Source organism: Erythrobacter sp., from assembly GCA_019739335.1.
Taxonomy (GTDB): domain Bacteria; phylum Pseudomonadota; class Alphaproteobacteria; order Sphingomonadales; family Sphingomonadaceae; genus Alteraurantiacibacter.
Window position 1 is genome coordinate 2073278 of sequence record CP073261.1, and the last position, 15766, is coordinate 2089043.

Consider the following 15766-nt stretch of genomic DNA (forward strand, 5'->3'; position numbering starts at 1 on the left):
CGATGTCTTCCCTTTCAGTGGAGCCCGGCAATCGGGCGCTGAAAGTGCAGTGGCGGTCCGTCGTGGGAACGAGCGTGGGAAAGAGCGTGGAATTTGACGCGCTTTCTCTGGGGACGTAGTTTCAACGGTAGGCCGCGTCCGTGATGGAGGTCGCAATGCTGGAGCTGTCGCTTATCGGCGAAATCGCCGTGCGCCGCGATGCGCAGGATGTGCCTTTGCCAGGCTCTGCCAAGACTCGTGCGTTGCTCGCATATCTCGTGGCCACCGGTCGCGAACACCGGCGCGAGACGCTTTGCTCGTTATTCTGGAATGTTCCTGACGACCCCAAGGGCGCCCTGCGCTGGAGCCTGAGCAAGCTACGCCACGCCGTTGACGAGCCGGACTTTCCGCGCCTTGTCGCCGACCGCGAAACGGTGCGGCTTGAACTCACCGGCACCCACTGCGATTTCCTTCGTCTGCAGGCTGCGGAGGGGAATGACGATACCGCTGCTCTTGAGAGCGCCGCCGTAATCCGCGGCGAGTTTGCCCCCGGCATCTCGTTACGCGGCTGCGACGAATTCGAAAGCTGGTTGCTTGCCGCGCGCGAGGATGTCCGCCAGCGGCAATTGCGGATCTGGCGCAAGCTGACTGAATTTTTCGCTGACCAGCCGGATCGAGCATTGCCTTACGCCCGTTGCGTCGTCGAGGTCGATCCCCTCAGTGAAGCGGGCTGGATGAAACTGGTTGAGCTCCTACTTGCGGCCGGGCGAACCGAGGAAGCGGCAGCTCAGCGCTCCGTGGCGACGCGCACGCTCGAAGCCGCCGGAATCGCGGTGCCAGTCGAACTCGCGCGTCATGGCACCACCCGCGCCGCTGACGGTCCGCGGCACCCGCGTCCGCTGCACGTGGAGCCGGGAAGACCGTTCATCCGCCAGCGCATCGAATTTTGCACGGCGCCGGACGGAACTGGAATCGCCTATTCCTGCGTTGGTGAGGGGCCGCCGCTGGTAAAGGCGGCGAACTGGCTCAATCACCTGGAATTCGAGTGGGAAAGTCCGATCTGGCGCCACTGGATCGAGGAATTGTCGCGCGAGCACAGGCTGGTTCGTTACGACGAGCGCGGCAACGGACTATCGGACTGGAAAGTTAAGAATCTCGACTTCGAGTGCTTTGTCGAGGATCTGGAAACCGTTGTCGACGCGGCTGGCGTCGAGCACTTCGACCTGCTCGGCATTTCGCAAGGTTGCGCGGTCTCTATCGCCTATGCCGTGCGTCACCCCGAGCGTGTCCGTTCGATGATCCTCTACGGAGGTTATGCTCAAGGTTGGGCCACCCGCAATGACCCGGAAGAACGCAGCCGCCGCGAAGCGATGGTGGAACTGACAGGCTCAGGTTGGGGCCAGGGTAATCCGGCGTTTCGACAGATGTTCACCACACTCTACTTCCCTGATGCCACCGAAGAGCAGGCGCACTGGTTCAATGAACTGCAGCGGATCTCCGCTTCGCCGGAGGGCGCCCAGCGGCTCCAGCGTGCGCTCAGCGTAATCGATGTGCGGCATCTTTTGGGAAAGGTGAAGGCCCCTACGCTGGTCCTGCACAGCCGCGATGACGCGGTCGTGCCGTTTGAGGCAGGGCGCATTCTCGCCCGTTTTATAGAGCACGCTCGTTTTGTCACGCTCGATAGCCGAAACCACTTGGTGCTCAAGCAGGAACCTGCTTGGTCGGAGTTGGTGGCGCACGTCAGGGGGTTTCTCGCGAATCCGAATTCCTGACCATGAGACACCGGGCGTATTGCGGACTGCTAGCTTTTGAGGGTCCAGCGCTCAAAAGGCTGTTGGCCGAGCAAAGACCAATTCACTGAAAAAGCCCTAAAGGGCCGCTTTCGGACAGGCAGGTTTCAGATCAATTTTACAGGAAAACTACCTTTCTCTGTCGGTCAGTCGCCCACCGCTTGGCCTTGTCAGAGCAAATGCACCGGATGGTAAGGGCTTGAGGGCAGAGCAATGAGATGCCCAAGCCCCGCAAGCCTGCCAGCCTGTTCCGCTGTTTCATTTCCTCCCCCGAGGTAATCCGTCTCGTGGTGCTGATGTACGTGCGCTTCCCGCTTTCCCCGCGTAATGTGAAGGCCCTGCTGTTCGAACGCGGGATCGACATTTGCCATGAGACAGTCCGGCTATGGTGGAACCGCTTCGGCCCGCTGTTTGCGGCTGATGTCCGGCGCCAGCGTGTCAGCCGGATGAAGGGCTTCCGGCAGTGGAAGTGGCGCCTCGACGAGGTGTACGTCAAGATCAATGGCGAGATGCATTACCTGTGGCGAGCAGTGGACCAGGAGGGCGAGGTCCTCGAGAGCTACGTCACGAAGGCGAGGGACAAGAAAGCAGCACTCCGGTTTATGAAGAAGGCGCTGAAGCGCCACGGCTCGCCGGTCGAGATCACCACCGATGGCCTTCGCTCCTACAAGGCGGCGATGTCAGAGCTCGGAAACACGGCAAAACAGGAGGTGGGACGCTGAGCCAACAGCCGGGTGGAGAACAGCCACCTGCCGTTCCGACGACGAGAGCGGGCGATGCTGCGATTTAGGCAGATGAAGTCGTCGCAGAAGTTCGCCTTGGTCCGCGCCAACGTCCATAAACACTTCAACCTCGAACGCCACCTGATCGACAGAGAGAGCTACAAGCCCGCCGCTCGGTCGCAATGGCCGAGTGGCAGACCCTCGCCGCATAAACCGCGCCGAGGTAGAGGAGGGCTTCGCCAATCGGAGACGAGTTGCGGTTAGACTGACAGCACCATCGGGCGCCTTGGGCGCATCGGCAACAATCGCATCTAGGGCCACGCCGTTCAAGCCGCCTTCTCCGTGCGGTAGCGGCGGGTGCCGTCGAGCTTTTCCGAGGTGATGGTAAGTCCGCGCTTCTTGAGTGCGCCAGCCGGTGCCCCGCGCACCGAGTGCTGCTGCCAGCTGGTGGCAGCGACCATCTCGGCGATGTTGGCACCGTCCTCACGCGCCAGCAGCGCCTGCAACTGCTCGAGCCGCGAAGGGGCCTTCGGTACTTGAGAGGCTGTTGCAGCAGCAGGACTTGCATCTGCGGCGCTGCTGTCATGTGCCGTAGTCTCCGCCTGGGAAGAAGCAGCTGACTGCGGGGTGCGGGCCATGCGGCGCGGCTTCCGCGTGGTAGTCGTGGTAGTGGCCGTGGCCGTGGTGTTGGTGGTCATGTCGGTGTCTTTGGTAGCGCGGGGCCGGAGTGGCCGCCGCTACCGGGACAAGCCCGACTCGGCCGGGCGCAGGACCAACAATGCTCGAATATGCGCCCCGATCCAGTCCCAGTGGGTGGAGTGACAGCGGATGGTCCCAACTTGGCCTCTTGGGGGCGAGGGAATGGCGGGTTTGCGCCCCAGTTTCAGACGAACAGTCGATAAAACGGCAACCCTGCAAGCGGCCACACCTTGAGGGCCGGGGGCGCCCATCAAGAATATGACCCATAAACGAAGGGCGATATCAACCTGAACCAAACGCCCCTTGGATCGCTTCACGCAGGAAGCATCCGCATGGCTGCACACGCATATTGTCAGGATAGACTGGCTGCCGCTGGTATCGATCCCGGATGAAATCTATTTCGAAACCAAATCAGGAGAGAAAATCGCACCAAACCAGTAGGCGCGCGCCCTACAGCATCCCGCTGCCTATTTGCAGCGATAGCAGCGCTACGATTGCGCCAGTCCGCCGCAGTGCAAACTTTTCGCAAACCGTCATCATCCTGCCCGCAAAAGGTCATAAGATCGTCCCGCAACTGTCCCTGATGTTGCATCGCAGCGTAAGAAACCTCGCCTAGCGGAGCCCCTGCAACCGATCGCCCGAGAGGCGACCGTAGCGCCAACAAGCAGGGGTACACATCATGCACACTATCAAGGCCGCATCGCTTGCCAGTGCCGCAACCATTGCTCTGATGGCGCAGGTCGCCGTCGCGCAGGAAAATGTCGAAGAAGCGCCCGAAGAGGAAGTATCGGGCGAAGCCATCATCGTTTTCGGGCAGGGCCAGACCCGCCAAGTGCAGGAAGTCGAAAGCGAGGACATCCGCATCCAGCTGCCCGGCACCAGCGTGATCCGCGCGATCGAACGGCTGCCCAGCGTCAACATCCAGGCCGCCGATCCGTTCGGCAATTACGAATGGTCCACTCGCGTGACCATCCGCAGCTTCAACCAGAACCAGCTCGGCTTCACTTTCGACGGCGTGCCGCTGGGCGACATGAGTTACGGCAACCACAACGGCCTGCACATCAGCCGTGCGGTCAGTTCGGAGAACGTCGGCTCGGTGATCGTCAGCCAGGGCGCGGGTTCGATCGGCACTAACTCCACCGGCAACCTCGGCGGCACGGTGGAAACCTTCTCGATGGACCCGGATACCGATTTCGGCATCGAAGCATCGGCCACCTATGGCAGCAGCGATACCCTGCGAGGCTTCGCCCGCGCGAACTTCGGCAGCGCCAGCGGCCCGCGCGGCTTTGTTTCCTACGCCTATGGAGCAACCGACAAGTACAAGGGCGAAGGCACGCAGGACCAGCACATGGTCAATGCCAAGCTGGTAGTGCCGGTTGGCATGGGCGAAATTACTGGCTGGCTCGGCTATTCGGACCGGCGCGAGCAGGACTATCAGGACATGTCGCTCGATATGCTCGACCGGCTGGGCTACGATTGGGACAACACTTTCCCCGATTACGATCTGGCGATCCTGCTGGCCGAGATCGGGGCCAATCGCGGCGATACCGGCGCGGTTGCGACCAATCCGGCAGCAGGAACGGTCTATCCGGGAAATGTGACTTCGGCGGACGATGCCTATTATGACGCATCCGGCCTGCGGCAGGACTGGCTCAGCTATATTGGCTATGCGACGCCCATTGGCGAAAGCGGCGAATTCGCTCTTACCGGCTACTTCCACGATCAGACCGGCTTTGGTCTTTGGGGAACTCCTTACGTGCCCAGCCCCACCGGAGCGCCCCTGTCGATCCGCACGACCGAATACGAAATGCAGCGCATCGGCGTGTTCGCCAGGGTCGGCTTCGAATTGGCGTTCAACCAGATCGACCTGACCGGCTGGTACGAAAGCAACGATTTCAACCAGGCACGCCGTTTCTACGCCTTTGAAAGCCGCACCGAACCGGGCCGTTCGTTCCGCGATCATCCGGAAGATCCGTTCTTCACCCAGTGGGAATTCGATTTCAACACCGAGACCCTGCAATATTCGGTGTCCGACCGGATCGAGATCGGGATGCTGACGATCAACCTGGGCTGGAAAGGCTTCCGCGTCACCAACCAGGCTACGGCGGTCGTTGCCGCGTCCTTCCCGCAGGGCGAAATCACGGCAGAAGACTGGTTCCAGCCGCATGTCGGCTTCAACCTTGAGCTGGGAGACATGGTGGAAATGTTCGGCGGCTTCACCCAGGCCACCCGTGCTTTCGCTTCGGCAACCACCACCGGGCCGTTCAGCACCAATCAGGTCGGCTTCGATGCCATCCGCGATACGCTCCAGCCCGAAGAATCGGACACTTTCGAACTCGGCCTGCGGTACAATTCCCCCGTCTTCAACGGCGTGGTCGGGGTCTACCTGGTCAACTTCCGCAACCGCCTGCTGGCGGCGGCATCGGGGCCGAGCATCGTCGGCAGCCCCTCGATCCTCCAGAACGTGGGTGACGTGCAGGCGCTGGGCTTCGAAGCGGTGGGCGATCTGCGACTGACCGACGAACTGTCGCTGTTCGCTTCGTACAGCTACACCGATGCGACCTATCAGGACGATGTGTTCAACGTGTCGGGCGTGCTGCTCGCGGCCACGGCGGACAAGGCCGTGGTCGATACTCCCGAGCACCTGGCGCGCGGTGAAATCAGCTACGACGACGGTTCGCTGTTCGCCCGTGCCGCGGTGAATTACATGTCGGAGCGGTTCTTCACTTTCACCAATGACCGCTCGGTGGACGGACGGGCGATTGTCGATGCCTCGCTCGGCTATCGCCTGACCGACGGGATCGAAGTGCAGCTGAACGCCACCAACCTGTTCGATGAGCAGTATGTTGCGACCGTGGGTTCGGGCGGGTTCGGCAATTCGGGCGACCGGCAGACGCTGCTGGTGGGTGCGCCGCAGCAGTTCTTCGCTACGGTACGGCTGAGCTACTGAGGCCAATCCCCCTCCCCTTTCGGGGGGAGGGGGTACCTCTCGAATCGATGACAGGGACCTGCGCCATGAATGAAAAGCCGCTCTCGCTCACCCGCCGCTCGGCGCTCGGCACCATGGCGCTGGCTCCCGCCGCAGCCTTGCTGCCATTGCCTGCTGCGGCCCATATCGACGGCCCGTTCCGCCACGGCGTGGCGAGCGGCGACCCGGCGGCCAGCAGCGTGGTGCTGTGGACGCGGGTGACCACCAGCGGGGATGTCACCCTGCGCTGCGAAGTCGCGCGCGATCCGGAGTTTGCCGAACCGGTCCTCCAAGGCGAAGTGGCGACCGGCCCCTATGCCGACCACACCGCCAAGTTCTTCGCCACCGGACTCGAACCGGGCGGCACCTTCTACTATCGCTTCTGGCTGGACAGCTTTGCTTCCCCCACCGGGCGCGCGCGGACCTTGCCGACAGGTTCCCCTGAGCGACTGGGGATCGCACTGGCGAGCTGTTCGAACTACGCCTTTGGCCATTTCAACGCCTACGAAGCGATGGCGCGTGATGCGCAGGTCGATTTCGTGCTGCACACGGGCGATTACCTTTACGAGTACGGGCAGGACGGCTGGGGCGATGCCACCGCGCAGGCGCTCGGCCGTCGGCATGATCCGGCGCACGAGATCGTCACCCTTGCCGATTATCGCCGCCGCCACGCGCAGTACAAGTCCGATCCCGGCGCGCAGGCAATGCACGCCGCGCATAGCTTCATGGCCTGCTGGGACGATCACGAAAGCGCCAACAATCCGTGGACCGGCGGAGCGCAGAACCATCAACCTGATAGCGAGGGCGACTGGGCGGCGCGGCGCGAGGCTTCGATCCGCGCCTATTACGAATGGATGCCGATCCGCGAGCCGGAAATGCTCGACGGCCCAAGGCAAAGCCGGGCGCAGTTCTGGCGCAGCTACAGCTTTGGCGATCTCGCCACGCTGGTGACGCTGGAAAGCCGCCACACCGCGCGCGCCGAGCAAATCGACTACGCGGCATGGAGCGATCAGCTGACCACCCCTGAACAGGCGGCCATGTTCCGCCGCGACGTGCTTGGCGAAGCGGGCCGGGCGATGTTGAGCCTCGAGGGCGAGCAGGCGCTCGACCGCGCACTGCGGGCCTCGGTGGCGGCAGGGCAGCCGTGGCGGGTGCTCGGTAACGCGATCCCAATGGCGCGCACGGATGTGCCCGATCTGGTCGCACTCGGCGTGCTGCCCGATCCCTTTGCCGCAGATGCGCCCTATACCAGCGAGGCGGCGCTGGAAAATGCGCGCGTGCTGGCGTTCAAGGGCCGCGCCAACCTGCCTTTCTATCCCGATACATGGGACGGCTACCCTTGGGCACGCGAGCGGCTTTACGAACAGTCGCGCGCGGCAGGCGCGGGCGATCTGATCGTGTTGACCGGAGACAGCCACAGCTTCTGGGCCAACAGCCTGAAAGATGCCGAGGGGCGGCCCGCCGGACTGGAACTGGGCACGGCGGGGATCACGTCACCGGGCGATTTCGTCGAAAGCGGCTTCGGAGACGAATTGTCGCGCCAGCTCGATCTAGCCTTCGCCGAGCATTGCCCGGAGATCGACTGGACCGACAACATGCACCAGGGCTACGTCCGCCTCGAACTGGCGCGCGACGCGGCGCTGGCGACATTCGTGGCGGTGGATACCGTCACTGATCGCGATTTCCGCGCTTTTATCCTCAACCGCCTGCGGATCGAGCGGCGCGGTGACGGGCTGGCCTTCGCCTGAGCGGATTCAGGTCAGGCGAACAAAATTGGCCACGCCTCCCGTGCGGCGTCAGATGAACGCAGGCGACTGCGCATTGTCGCCCCAGCCCACATGGGCTGCTATGTCATGAAACTGACGGTGTAGGCGGCTTACTAGCCGCTGAGAATTGCAGCTAGGAACTTGCCATGAAAATCGATCGCCGCGCGGCGCTTGCCTTGTTCGGATCGGGAACTGCGTTGGCACTTCCCGGCATCGCCAGCGCCCGGCAGGCACCGGAGACGGTGCGCTTTGCCCATGGTGTGGCCAGCGGCGATCCGACACCGGGCGGAGCGATCATCTGGACGCGGGCGACCGCCGAGGAAGGGTTTGCCGGGGACATTCCGCTGCGCTGGCACGTCGCCACCGATGCTGGTGCAGCACCCCTGATATCGGGAGCGGTGACGGCGCGGGGCGCGGCGGATCATACCGCGAAGGTCGATCTCACCGGGCTGGAGCCGGGCCGCGAATACCATTACTGGTTCGAAGCCGCCGATGGCACGGCCTCCCCACGCGGGCGGTTCCGGACGCTGCCGGTGGCGGCTGTCGACGAACTCGTGCTGGCCGTCGCTTCGTGCCAGCTCTACCCCGGCGGCTACTTCAACGCCTATGCCGATATGGCCGCGCTGGAGCGGCTGGATGCCGTGGTGCATCTGGGCGATTACATCTACGAATATGGCGAGAGCGGCTACGGCACCGATATCGGGCGTCGGCTGGGCCGCCTGCCCGATCCGCCGCACGAAATCGTATCCTTGGCGGACTATCGCCGCCGCCATGCACAGGTGAAGGCCGATCCGCAGATCCAGGCCGCGCACGCGCGCGCCGCCTTCATCTGCGTGTGGGACGATCACGAGATCACCAACGATGCCTGGCTGGAAGGCGCGCAGAACCACCAGCCCGCCGAGGAAGGCGATTGGGCGGCGCGCAAGGCGGTGGCGATGCAGGCCTATTTCGAATGGATGCCGATCCGCGATCCCGATCCGCTGCGCGCGCACGAGGCGATTTTCCGCAGCTTCGAATTCGGCGATCTGGCGACGCTGGCGATGGTCGAGACGCGGCTGCTTGCGCGCGACCGGCAGGTGACCCGCCAACCGGACCTGCCGCCTGCGCAGGCCATCGCCGCCATCCTTGCCGAGCGTGACCGGCCCGAACGCGAATTGCTGGGTCCCGAGCAGGTCGAGTGGCTCGAAGGCGTGCTCGCCGCTTCGGTCGCGGCGGGCAAGCCATGGCAGGTGCTCGGCAACCAGGTGCTGATGGCGCGGGTCCCCGGCCCCGATCTGGAAGCGCAACTGGGCACTGAGGCCTATCTCGCCCTGCGCGAACGGCTGCCCGCGCAGTTCCGCAACCGGGTGGACATGTCGGTGAATGGCTATCGCGAAGGCGTGCCGTTCAATCTCGATTCGTGGGACGGCTACCCGCACGCGCGCGAGCGGCTCTATGCCCGCTTCGCCCGCGCCGGATCGCGCCCGGTGGTGCTGGCGGGGGACAGCCATGCAGCGTGGGTCAACAACCTGCACGATGCGGCAGGGCGGCTTGCTGCGGTAGAACTGGGCTGCACGGCCATCACCAGCCCGTCGAACGGCTCGGTGCTGCCGAGGGTAGGGCGCTTTCTGGAGGCGGGGGCGGAGGAAGTCGTGTTCTGCGATCAGGACCACAAGGGCTACGCGCTGCTCACGCTCACGCCGGAAGTGGCGCGGGTGGAGCATGTCACTGTTTCGACCGTGCTGGAGCCTGCCTTCGAACGCGGCGTCGCCGCCAGCTATAGCGCAAGGCCGGGCATCGACGGCGGCACCTGGGCCTGACGCGGACCCGCGCCCGGCTGGCCGGATCAGGGAATTATGCCGTGAAAGTTGACACTAAGGCGACACCAAAATCATCTCTGCAACCAGCGGACGGACAACGATTGGAAAGAGCCGAAGTCCCGCAATGGCGCGGGGCCTGACAGGGGCTAGACCAGTCGCTCTCGTGTAGGAAAGAGGGCAGCGAAAGGGCGTTGACGGCGTGTGCCGCCAGCCTTCCTCACCCAGCCACCAACATTGCCTCCCCCGCTTTGATCCGCGCACCGCTCGCAAGTCCCTCCACCGGGCGCAACCCTGGCGGCAGCAGCGCGACGATGGTGGAGCCGTGCTCGAACCAGCCCATCTCCTCACCTTTGGCGAAGCGCACCTGCTCACGCCAGATGCGCTGGTGCAGGCTGCGGACTGGCTCTGCCGCATCGACGAACGGCAGGCGGATGCTCGCCACAAGGATCGCCGCCACCGGCACCAGCGCGACCCGCGCCTCGCCATCGGCCAGCCGCGCCAGGATCGGCGCGCGTTCGTTGCGGCAGTAGAGCCGCTCCACGCGCTTGAGCGCGACCGGATTGACGTTCCAGGTATCGCCGGAGATGTAGCGCACCTGCTCCACCACCATGTCCTGCGGCGCGTGGAAGCGATGGTACATGCCGGCGGTCAGCCGCAGGGTGATGAACTGCCCGCCTTCGAAGGCGCTTGCCTCCTCCACATCGCCGAGCAAGTCGGCCAGTGCATAGTCCATGCCCTTGACCTGAAATGCCTGGCCGCCGTGCACCGTGCCGAACGCCCCGACGATGGCATCGCAGGGCGCAGCAAACACCGCCGGATCGGCATCGAACACCCGTGCGCCGGGCACCAGCGCGCGGGTAAAGGCGTGGTGGAGGCTGCGAAATTCACGCGTTTGGGCGTCTGTCAAATCCACGTCACAAAAGAACCGCCAAAGCGCGATCGACGGGACGCGCAGCAGCGGGTTCTCGCGCCTGGCGAACCAGCCCATGAATCGGGTGAGCGCATGGCGCGGAATGCGGTTGGTAAGGAGGAAATTGAGTTCCTCCTGCGCCAGCAGGCGATGCGCGACGCTTCGCAGGCTCATGGTCGGGCTCCCGGTCTATTGGTGAGGGCAGGGTTGTGAAATTGGCTTCGATCGCGTGGAAACTGGCCGCTGGAACGGCGGGCCTTGTCACCGCATCCATGGTGCGCGAACGGCTGCGGCTTTCGCAGGCCAAGCACCGCTCGCTCTCCGGGCACGTGCGGATGGCCAAGCGCGCGGCGGGGCTCGTGCCCGCCTATGCCTTCGGGGCGGAGGAGTTTTTCGCCACAGACGGTGCCCCGCCCGAAATTGCCGCGCAGCGGCAGCAGGCGATGGCAGCACTTTCGGCGCACTTTGCAGCGACCTACCCCGCCAGCACCGCCGCGACACAGGATGCCGCGCAGTGCATTGCCGATGTCGATTTCACCACCACCTACCGGGTGCCGTTCCAGTTCAGCCCGCTGGTGAAGGACTTCCTGCCCAGCAGCACCTTCTACCACGCCGCAGAGGGCGTGCAGCTGACCGATCTCGACGGCAATCGCTACTACGACCTCACTGGCAGCTACGGGGTCAACCTGCTCGGCGTCGATGCCTACCGCGCGCTGATGGCCGAAGGCGGGGAAAGCGTCGCCGCGTTCGGGCCGACGCTGGCCGGGCTGCACCCGCTCACGCTCGACAATGCGCAGCGGCTGGCGATCCATTCGGGGCTCGATGCGGTGAGCTTCCACATGAGCGGCACCGAAGCGGTGATGCAGGCGGTGCGGTTGGCGCGCTATCACACCGGGCGGAGCAAGATCGTCCGCTTTGCGGGGGCTTACCACGGCTGGTGGGGCGATGTGCAGCCCGGCGTGGGCAATCCGGTGCCAGCGGACCGCACCTATACGCTCGCCGATATGAGCGAGAAAAGCCTCAAGGTGCTGCGCACCCGCAAGGATATCGCCTGCGTGCTGGTCAACCCCTTGCAGGCGATGCACCCGAACAAGAACGCCCCCGGCGATTCCACCTTGATGGCGAAGCGCGGGCATTCGGGCGTCGATCGGGCTGCCTATTCGGCCTGGCTGGCACGCTTGCAGGAAGTCTGCCGCGCGGCGGGCGTGGTGCTGATCATGGACGAGGTGTTCACCGGCTTCCGCCTCGCGCCGGGCGGCGCCTGCGAGTACTTCGGCATCCAGCCCGATCTGGTCACCTACGGCAAGACCTTGGGCGGCGGCTATCCGGTGGGGGTGCTGTGCGGCCGGGCGGAGCTGATGCGCCGCTACAATCCGGACAAGCCCGCCGATATCTGCTTTGCGCGCGGCACCTTCAATTCGCACCCTTACGTGATGGGGGCGATGAACGCTTTCCTGCGGCATATGGAGACTGCCGAGGGCAGGGCGCTCTATGATGGGCTGGACGAGCGCTGGAACACGCGCGCCGCCAGTCTCAACGCGCGACTGGCAGCGGCGGGCCATCCGGTCGCAATCGGCAATCTGTCGACGATCTTCACCGTCCGCTACGCCGTGCCCGCGCGCTATCACTGGATGTTGCAGTTCTATCTGAAGAAGCACGGGCTGGCGCTCAGCTGGGTGGGCACGGGGCGGTTCATCTTCAGCCTCGCCTATTCGGATGCCGACTTTGCCGAAGTGGAGAACCGCTTCCTTGCCGCCTGCGACGAGATGGCGGCGGGCGGCTGGTGGTGGTCTGCGGGCGAGGAGCACGGCAAGACCATTCGCCAGCGCCTCACCCGCGAGATGCTGCGCCACAAGTTCGGCTGATTGACTCGCGCGGGTCAGCCCGCGCGATTGTTGCGCCGCACCGCCACCGCCTGCCTCGCGAGCTGGCCCGGGGCGCGGCAGTAGAGGCGGAAGTCGTTGAAAGGATCGGTGATGATCTTGGTCGCCCAGACGATCCCGGTTTCGATATCGCGCAGGAAGAACAGGTGCACGGTGCGGAACAGCAGCCCGCCCACGCCCAGCGCCAGCCACATCATGCCGAGGTTTTCGAGGAAGCTGACCACTCCGGTGTGTGGAGTGACAAGGCCGAACAAGGTCGGTTCGATCACCAGCAACAGCGGGCTGGCTGCCCACAGTCCCATCAGCACCACCTTGCGCATCAGGTTGTAGCCGACCTTGATCTCTTCCTTGTACTCGTGACTGCAATCGTTGACCTGGTCGTAATCGTGCGGCTCGAAGAAGAAGTGCCCGGCCTGACGGCTGGTCATGGCAATGCCCCAGCCCAGCAGGGCCGCCAGCCAGGGCTGGTACCAGGCGATCAGATAGGCGACGATGAAGGTCGTCGCGCTGACGAAGTGCAGGCTCTGGTTGACCAGATTGTGATGGTAGTAGCGGTGATCGTCCCACCGTTGTTCGCGCAGCTGCTCGCGGAAATGGGCGGTCTTGGCGGCAAGTACCTGGGGCATCGGATTCAGCCTTCCTGCTTCTTGATACGGACGAGCGAGAAATGACCGAGCGGGGGCAGGCTGCGGCGCTCGACCAGCGTGACACTGGCATGGGTGTTCGCCCAGTCTTCGTAGAAGGCGAACGGGAATTCGGTGCGCCAGCCCAGCCTGCTGGTCACCGGCATGAGGAACTTTTCGATGCTCGAGCGAAGACCCGATTCCGCGCCGACCCGGGTGGCAACGATGATTTCCCCGCCCGGCTTCACCACGCGCAGGAATTCGTCCATCGCCCGCGCCGGATTGGGCACCGCGCTGACGACATATTGCGCGACGACAACATCGAATTCGCCGTCTTCGAAGCTCATCGCCTCGGCATCCATCACCAGCAGGTCCTCGACATTGGCGAGGCCGTGCTCGCGCACGCGCTTCTTCGCGACATCGAGCATCGAGCCGGAAATGTCTGTGCCGACGATGCGGGTTTCGGGCTTGTACTGGGGCAGCGAAATGCCCGTACCCACGCCCACCTCCAACACCCGGCGACCTGCCTGCTCGGCAGCGATCACCGCCCGGCGGCGGCCGATGGCGAAGACCTGGCCGAACACCAGGTCGTAGATCGGTGCCCAGCGATCGTAGGCGGCGGCAACTCCGGCAGTCTGCATTGTGTGTTCCGTTCGCAGCCTCGTGAAAGGCCCGAATGCTGCCTTAATGTTGCAACGCTGCGACAATCGCGCGCGTGGCTGTGGAGAACTGGAGCTTTGCAGGGGCTATCGGCAGTATCCGGCAAGGAAGCTTTCTATGGCAGACAGGGTCGCGAGCCGAGGTCCGTTGCTTTCGCGGAGCAATTCGTGGCCGCCACTGGCGATTGTTTGCGGCCGAAGTCCCGGCAGTAGTGCCCCGATCCGGGCAATCGAGGCGGCGTCCACCACACGGTCGCGCGCGCCTGTCAGCAGGAGGACGGGAAGTCCGGGCGCGTTCTGGCGCAGTTGCCGCTCCAACAGGGTCATCGAACGCGCAGCCGCTGCCAACCACAGCCAGGTCGGCCCGCCACGCGCGATTTCCGGGTGCTTGGCCTTCCACCACAGTTTGTCAGCGTGACGATCCGGACAGGACGTCAGGTGGCCGGGATTGCTGCGCGGCTGGCCTTTCCACAACGGCCGGTGAGCCAAGCACGGCACCCTGCCGACAAGGCCGAAGAAATTGACCGCTTTTGCCCCCAACACCCCCGCCCTGATACCCAGCATTGGAGCCAACAGCACCGCCGCATCGCAAGCAATCCGCCGCTCCGCGAGAGCGCGCAGGAGCAAGTGCCCGCCCAGCGAATGCCCCAATGCAATATGCGACAAGCCATCATCAATGCGCCACTTATCCGCAAATCCCGCCAGATCGTCCACCATCGTCGCGAAGTCGGCCACGTGGCAGTATCCATCCGGGTGCGTCAGCCCCGATCCACCCTGTCCGCGCCAGTCAAAGCCTGAAACGTCCCAGCCCGAAGCCGCCCAGTAGCCAAAGGCTTCAAGATATTTCTCGAAAAAATCGCCTCGCCCGCCGAGGAAAAGCAGGCGTCCTCTGGGTAGGGATGCGGCAGCAAGGCGGAAACATCGATGCTTGAAACCATCTATCGCACGCCATTCGCCGACCTTCAATCCATCGGGATAATTGCGACGCGCATGGGCTGGAACCATACCGTTGCGCATAGCGTCTTGCGTTCGGTGACGGAAGCGACTTCAATCGGTGCTTCGCTTACCGAACCGCTACTCGCAGCGCATTCCCGTCATCAATCTGACGGGTCCTGTCAAAGCAAGTGCAACGCCGGCAAAGCGAGCTTGGCGCGGTAGGGGGTGCCATGTCCCGACCCAGAAAAGCTGCCAGCCCGTTCAGCTATTTCAACTCGTCACCCGAAGTAATCCGCATGGTGGTGCTGATGTGCGTGCGCTTCCCTTGAGCCTGCGGAACGTCGAGGAGCTGCTTGCAGAGCGAGGCGTCGACATCTGCCATGAGCCCGTGCGCTTGTGGCGGAACAGGTTCGGACTGCTGTTCGCTGCGGCTGATGTTCGGCGCCAGCGTGTCAGCCGGATGAAGGGCTTCCGGCAGTGGAAGTGGCACCTCGGCGAGGTGTACGTGAAGATCAATGGCGAGATGCATTACCTGTGGCGCGCGGTCGACCAGGAAGGCGAGGTCCTCGAAAGCTACGTTACAAAAACGGGTGACAGGAAGGCATCGCTACGGTTCATGAAGAAAGCACTGAAGCGCCACGGCTCGCCGGTCGAGATCACCACTGATGGCCTTCGCTCCTACAAGGCGGCGATGTCAGAGCTCGGAAACACGGCAAAACAGGAGGTGGGACGCTGGGCCAACAACCGGGTGGAGAATAGCCACCTGCCGTTCCGACGACGAGAGCGGGCGATGCTGCGATTTCGGCAGATGAAGTCGTCGCAGAAGTTCGCCTTGGTCCGCGCCAACGTCCATAATCACTTCAACCTCGAACGCCACCTGATCGACAGAGAGAGCTACAAGCCCGCCGCTCGGCCGCCCTGGCCGAGTGGCAGACCCTCGCCGCATAAACCGCGCCGGGGTAGAGGAGGGCTTCGCCAATCGGAGACGAGTTGCGGTTAGACTGACAGCACCATCGGGAGGTCTCGTATCCC

General features: G+C 63.9%; 10 protein-coding genes and 2 pseudogenes. 7 read left to right on the forward strand and 5 right to left on the reverse strand.

Features of this window, described 5'->3' with window-relative positions; all coding sequences use genetic code 11:
• Positions 1-155: 155 nt before the first annotated feature.
• Together JY451_10220 and JY451_10225 are read left to right on the forward strand one after the other, a co-directional pair.
• Positions 156-1751: an alpha/beta fold hydrolase gene (locus JY451_10220; protein ID QZH74119.1), complete on the forward strand. Its 1596-nt coding sequence runs from the start codon at positions 156-158 to the stop codon at positions 1749-1751.
• A 236-nt stretch (positions 1752-1987) separates the two neighbouring features.
• A pseudogene (locus JY451_10225) lies at positions 1988-2703 on the forward strand (IS6 family transposase).
• A gap of 114 nt (positions 2704-2817) precedes the next feature.
• Here the strand turns inward: JY451_10225 and JY451_10230 are convergent.
• Positions 2818-3189 (reverse strand): DUF3489 domain-containing protein, encoded by a 372-nt coding sequence (locus JY451_10230; GenBank protein ID QZH74120.1) that lies wholly within the window; start codon positions 3187-3189, stop codon positions 2818-2820.
• 680 nt (positions 3190-3869) lie between these two features.
• On the opposite strand from JY451_10230, the gene JY451_10235 reads away from it, so the two are divergent.
• The 3 genes from JY451_10235 (at position 3870) to JY451_10245 (ending at position 9723) form a co-directional block, all read left to right on the forward strand.
• Positions 3870-6140, forward strand: coding sequence for a TonB-dependent receptor (locus JY451_10235; protein QZH74121.1), 2271 nt, complete (start codon positions 3870-3872; stop codon positions 6138-6140).
• A 65-nt stretch (positions 6141-6205) separates the two neighbouring features.
• Positions 6206-7906: an alkaline phosphatase D family protein gene (locus JY451_10240; GenBank protein QZH74122.1), complete on the forward strand. Its 1701-nt coding sequence runs from the start codon at positions 6206-6208 to the stop codon at positions 7904-7906.
• Positions 7907-8070: 164 nt separating this feature from the next.
• On the forward strand, positions 8071-9723 hold the full coding sequence (locus tag JY451_10245; GenBank protein ID QZH74123.1) for an alkaline phosphatase D family protein: 1653 nt from the start codon (positions 8071-8073) through the stop codon (positions 9721-9723).
• Positions 9724-9940: 217 nt separating this feature from the next.
• Here JY451_10245 and psd read toward each other — a convergent pair whose 3' ends face one another.
• Entirely contained in the window at positions 9941-10807 is an 867-nt protein-coding gene (gene psd, locus JY451_10250; GenBank protein QZH74124.1) for a phosphatidylserine decarboxylase, read from the reverse strand.
• A 98-nt stretch (positions 10808-10905) separates the two neighbouring features.
• Here psd and JY451_10255 point away from each other — a divergent pair, with 98 nt between their 5' ends.
• Positions 10906-12498 carry an aminotransferase class III-fold pyridoxal phosphate-dependent enzyme gene (locus JY451_10255; protein QZH76677.1) on the forward strand — a complete coding sequence of 531 codons (1593 nt, stop codon included), beginning with the start codon at positions 10906-10908 and terminating at the stop codon, positions 12496-12498.
• A gap of 14 nt (positions 12499-12512) precedes the next feature.
• On the opposite strand, the gene JY451_10260 is transcribed toward JY451_10255, so the two are convergent.
• From JY451_10260 to JY451_10270, 3 genes are all read right to left on the reverse strand, one after another.
• Positions 12513-13142 (reverse strand): hypothetical protein, encoded by a 630-nt coding sequence (locus tag JY451_10260; protein QZH74125.1) that lies wholly within the window; start codon positions 13140-13142, stop codon positions 12513-12515.
• Positions 13143-13147: 5 nt separating this feature from the next.
• Positions 13148-13798: a methyltransferase domain-containing protein gene (locus JY451_10265; GenBank protein ID QZH76678.1), complete on the reverse strand. Its 651-nt coding sequence runs from the start codon at positions 13796-13798 to the stop codon at positions 13148-13150.
• Between the two features lie 87 nt (positions 13799-13885).
• A complete protein-coding gene (locus tag JY451_10270; GenBank protein QZH74126.1) occupies positions 13886-14815 on the reverse strand; it encodes an alpha/beta hydrolase in 930 nt (309 codons plus the stop codon).
• 149 nt (positions 14816-14964) lie between these two features.
• Between JY451_10270 and JY451_10275 the strand changes: the two are divergent.
• Positions 14965-15682 (forward strand): annotated as a pseudogene (locus JY451_10275) (IS6 family transposase).
• Positions 15683-15766: the final 84 nt, after the last annotated feature.

What these genes read in the sequence shown, in the direction of transcription:
- JY451_10220 (QZH74119.1), top strand. Translation starts at nt 156, where the DNA reads ATGCTGGAGCTGTCGCTTATCGGCGAAATCGCCGTGCGCCGCGATGCG.
- JY451_10230 (QZH74120.1), bottom strand. Translation starts at nt 3,189, where the DNA reads ATGACCACCAACACCACGGCCACGGCCACTACCACGACTACCACGCGG.
- JY451_10235 (QZH74121.1), top strand. Translation starts at nt 3,870, where the DNA reads ATGCACACTATCAAGGCCGCATCGCTTGCCAGTGCCGCAACCATTGCT.
- JY451_10240 (QZH74122.1), top strand. Translation starts at nt 6,206, where the DNA reads ATGAATGAAAAGCCGCTCTCGCTCACCCGCCGCTCGGCGCTCGGCACC.
- JY451_10245 (QZH74123.1), top strand. Translation starts at nt 8,071, where the DNA reads ATGAAAATCGATCGCCGCGCGGCGCTTGCCTTGTTCGGATCGGGAACT.
- psd (QZH74124.1), bottom strand. Translation starts at nt 10,807, where the DNA reads ATGAGCCTGCGAAGCGTCGCGCATCGCCTGCTGGCGCAGGAGGAACTC.
- JY451_10255 (QZH76677.1), top strand. Translation starts at nt 10,906, where the DNA reads ATGGTGCGCGAACGGCTGCGGCTTTCGCAGGCCAAGCACCGCTCGCTC.
- JY451_10260 (QZH74125.1), bottom strand. Translation starts at nt 13,142, where the DNA reads ATGCCCCAGGTACTTGCCGCCAAGACCGCCCATTTCCGCGAGCAGCTG.
- JY451_10270 (QZH74126.1), bottom strand. Translation starts at nt 14,815, where the DNA reads ATGCGCAACGGTATGGTTCCAGCCCATGCGCGTCGCAATTATCCCGAT.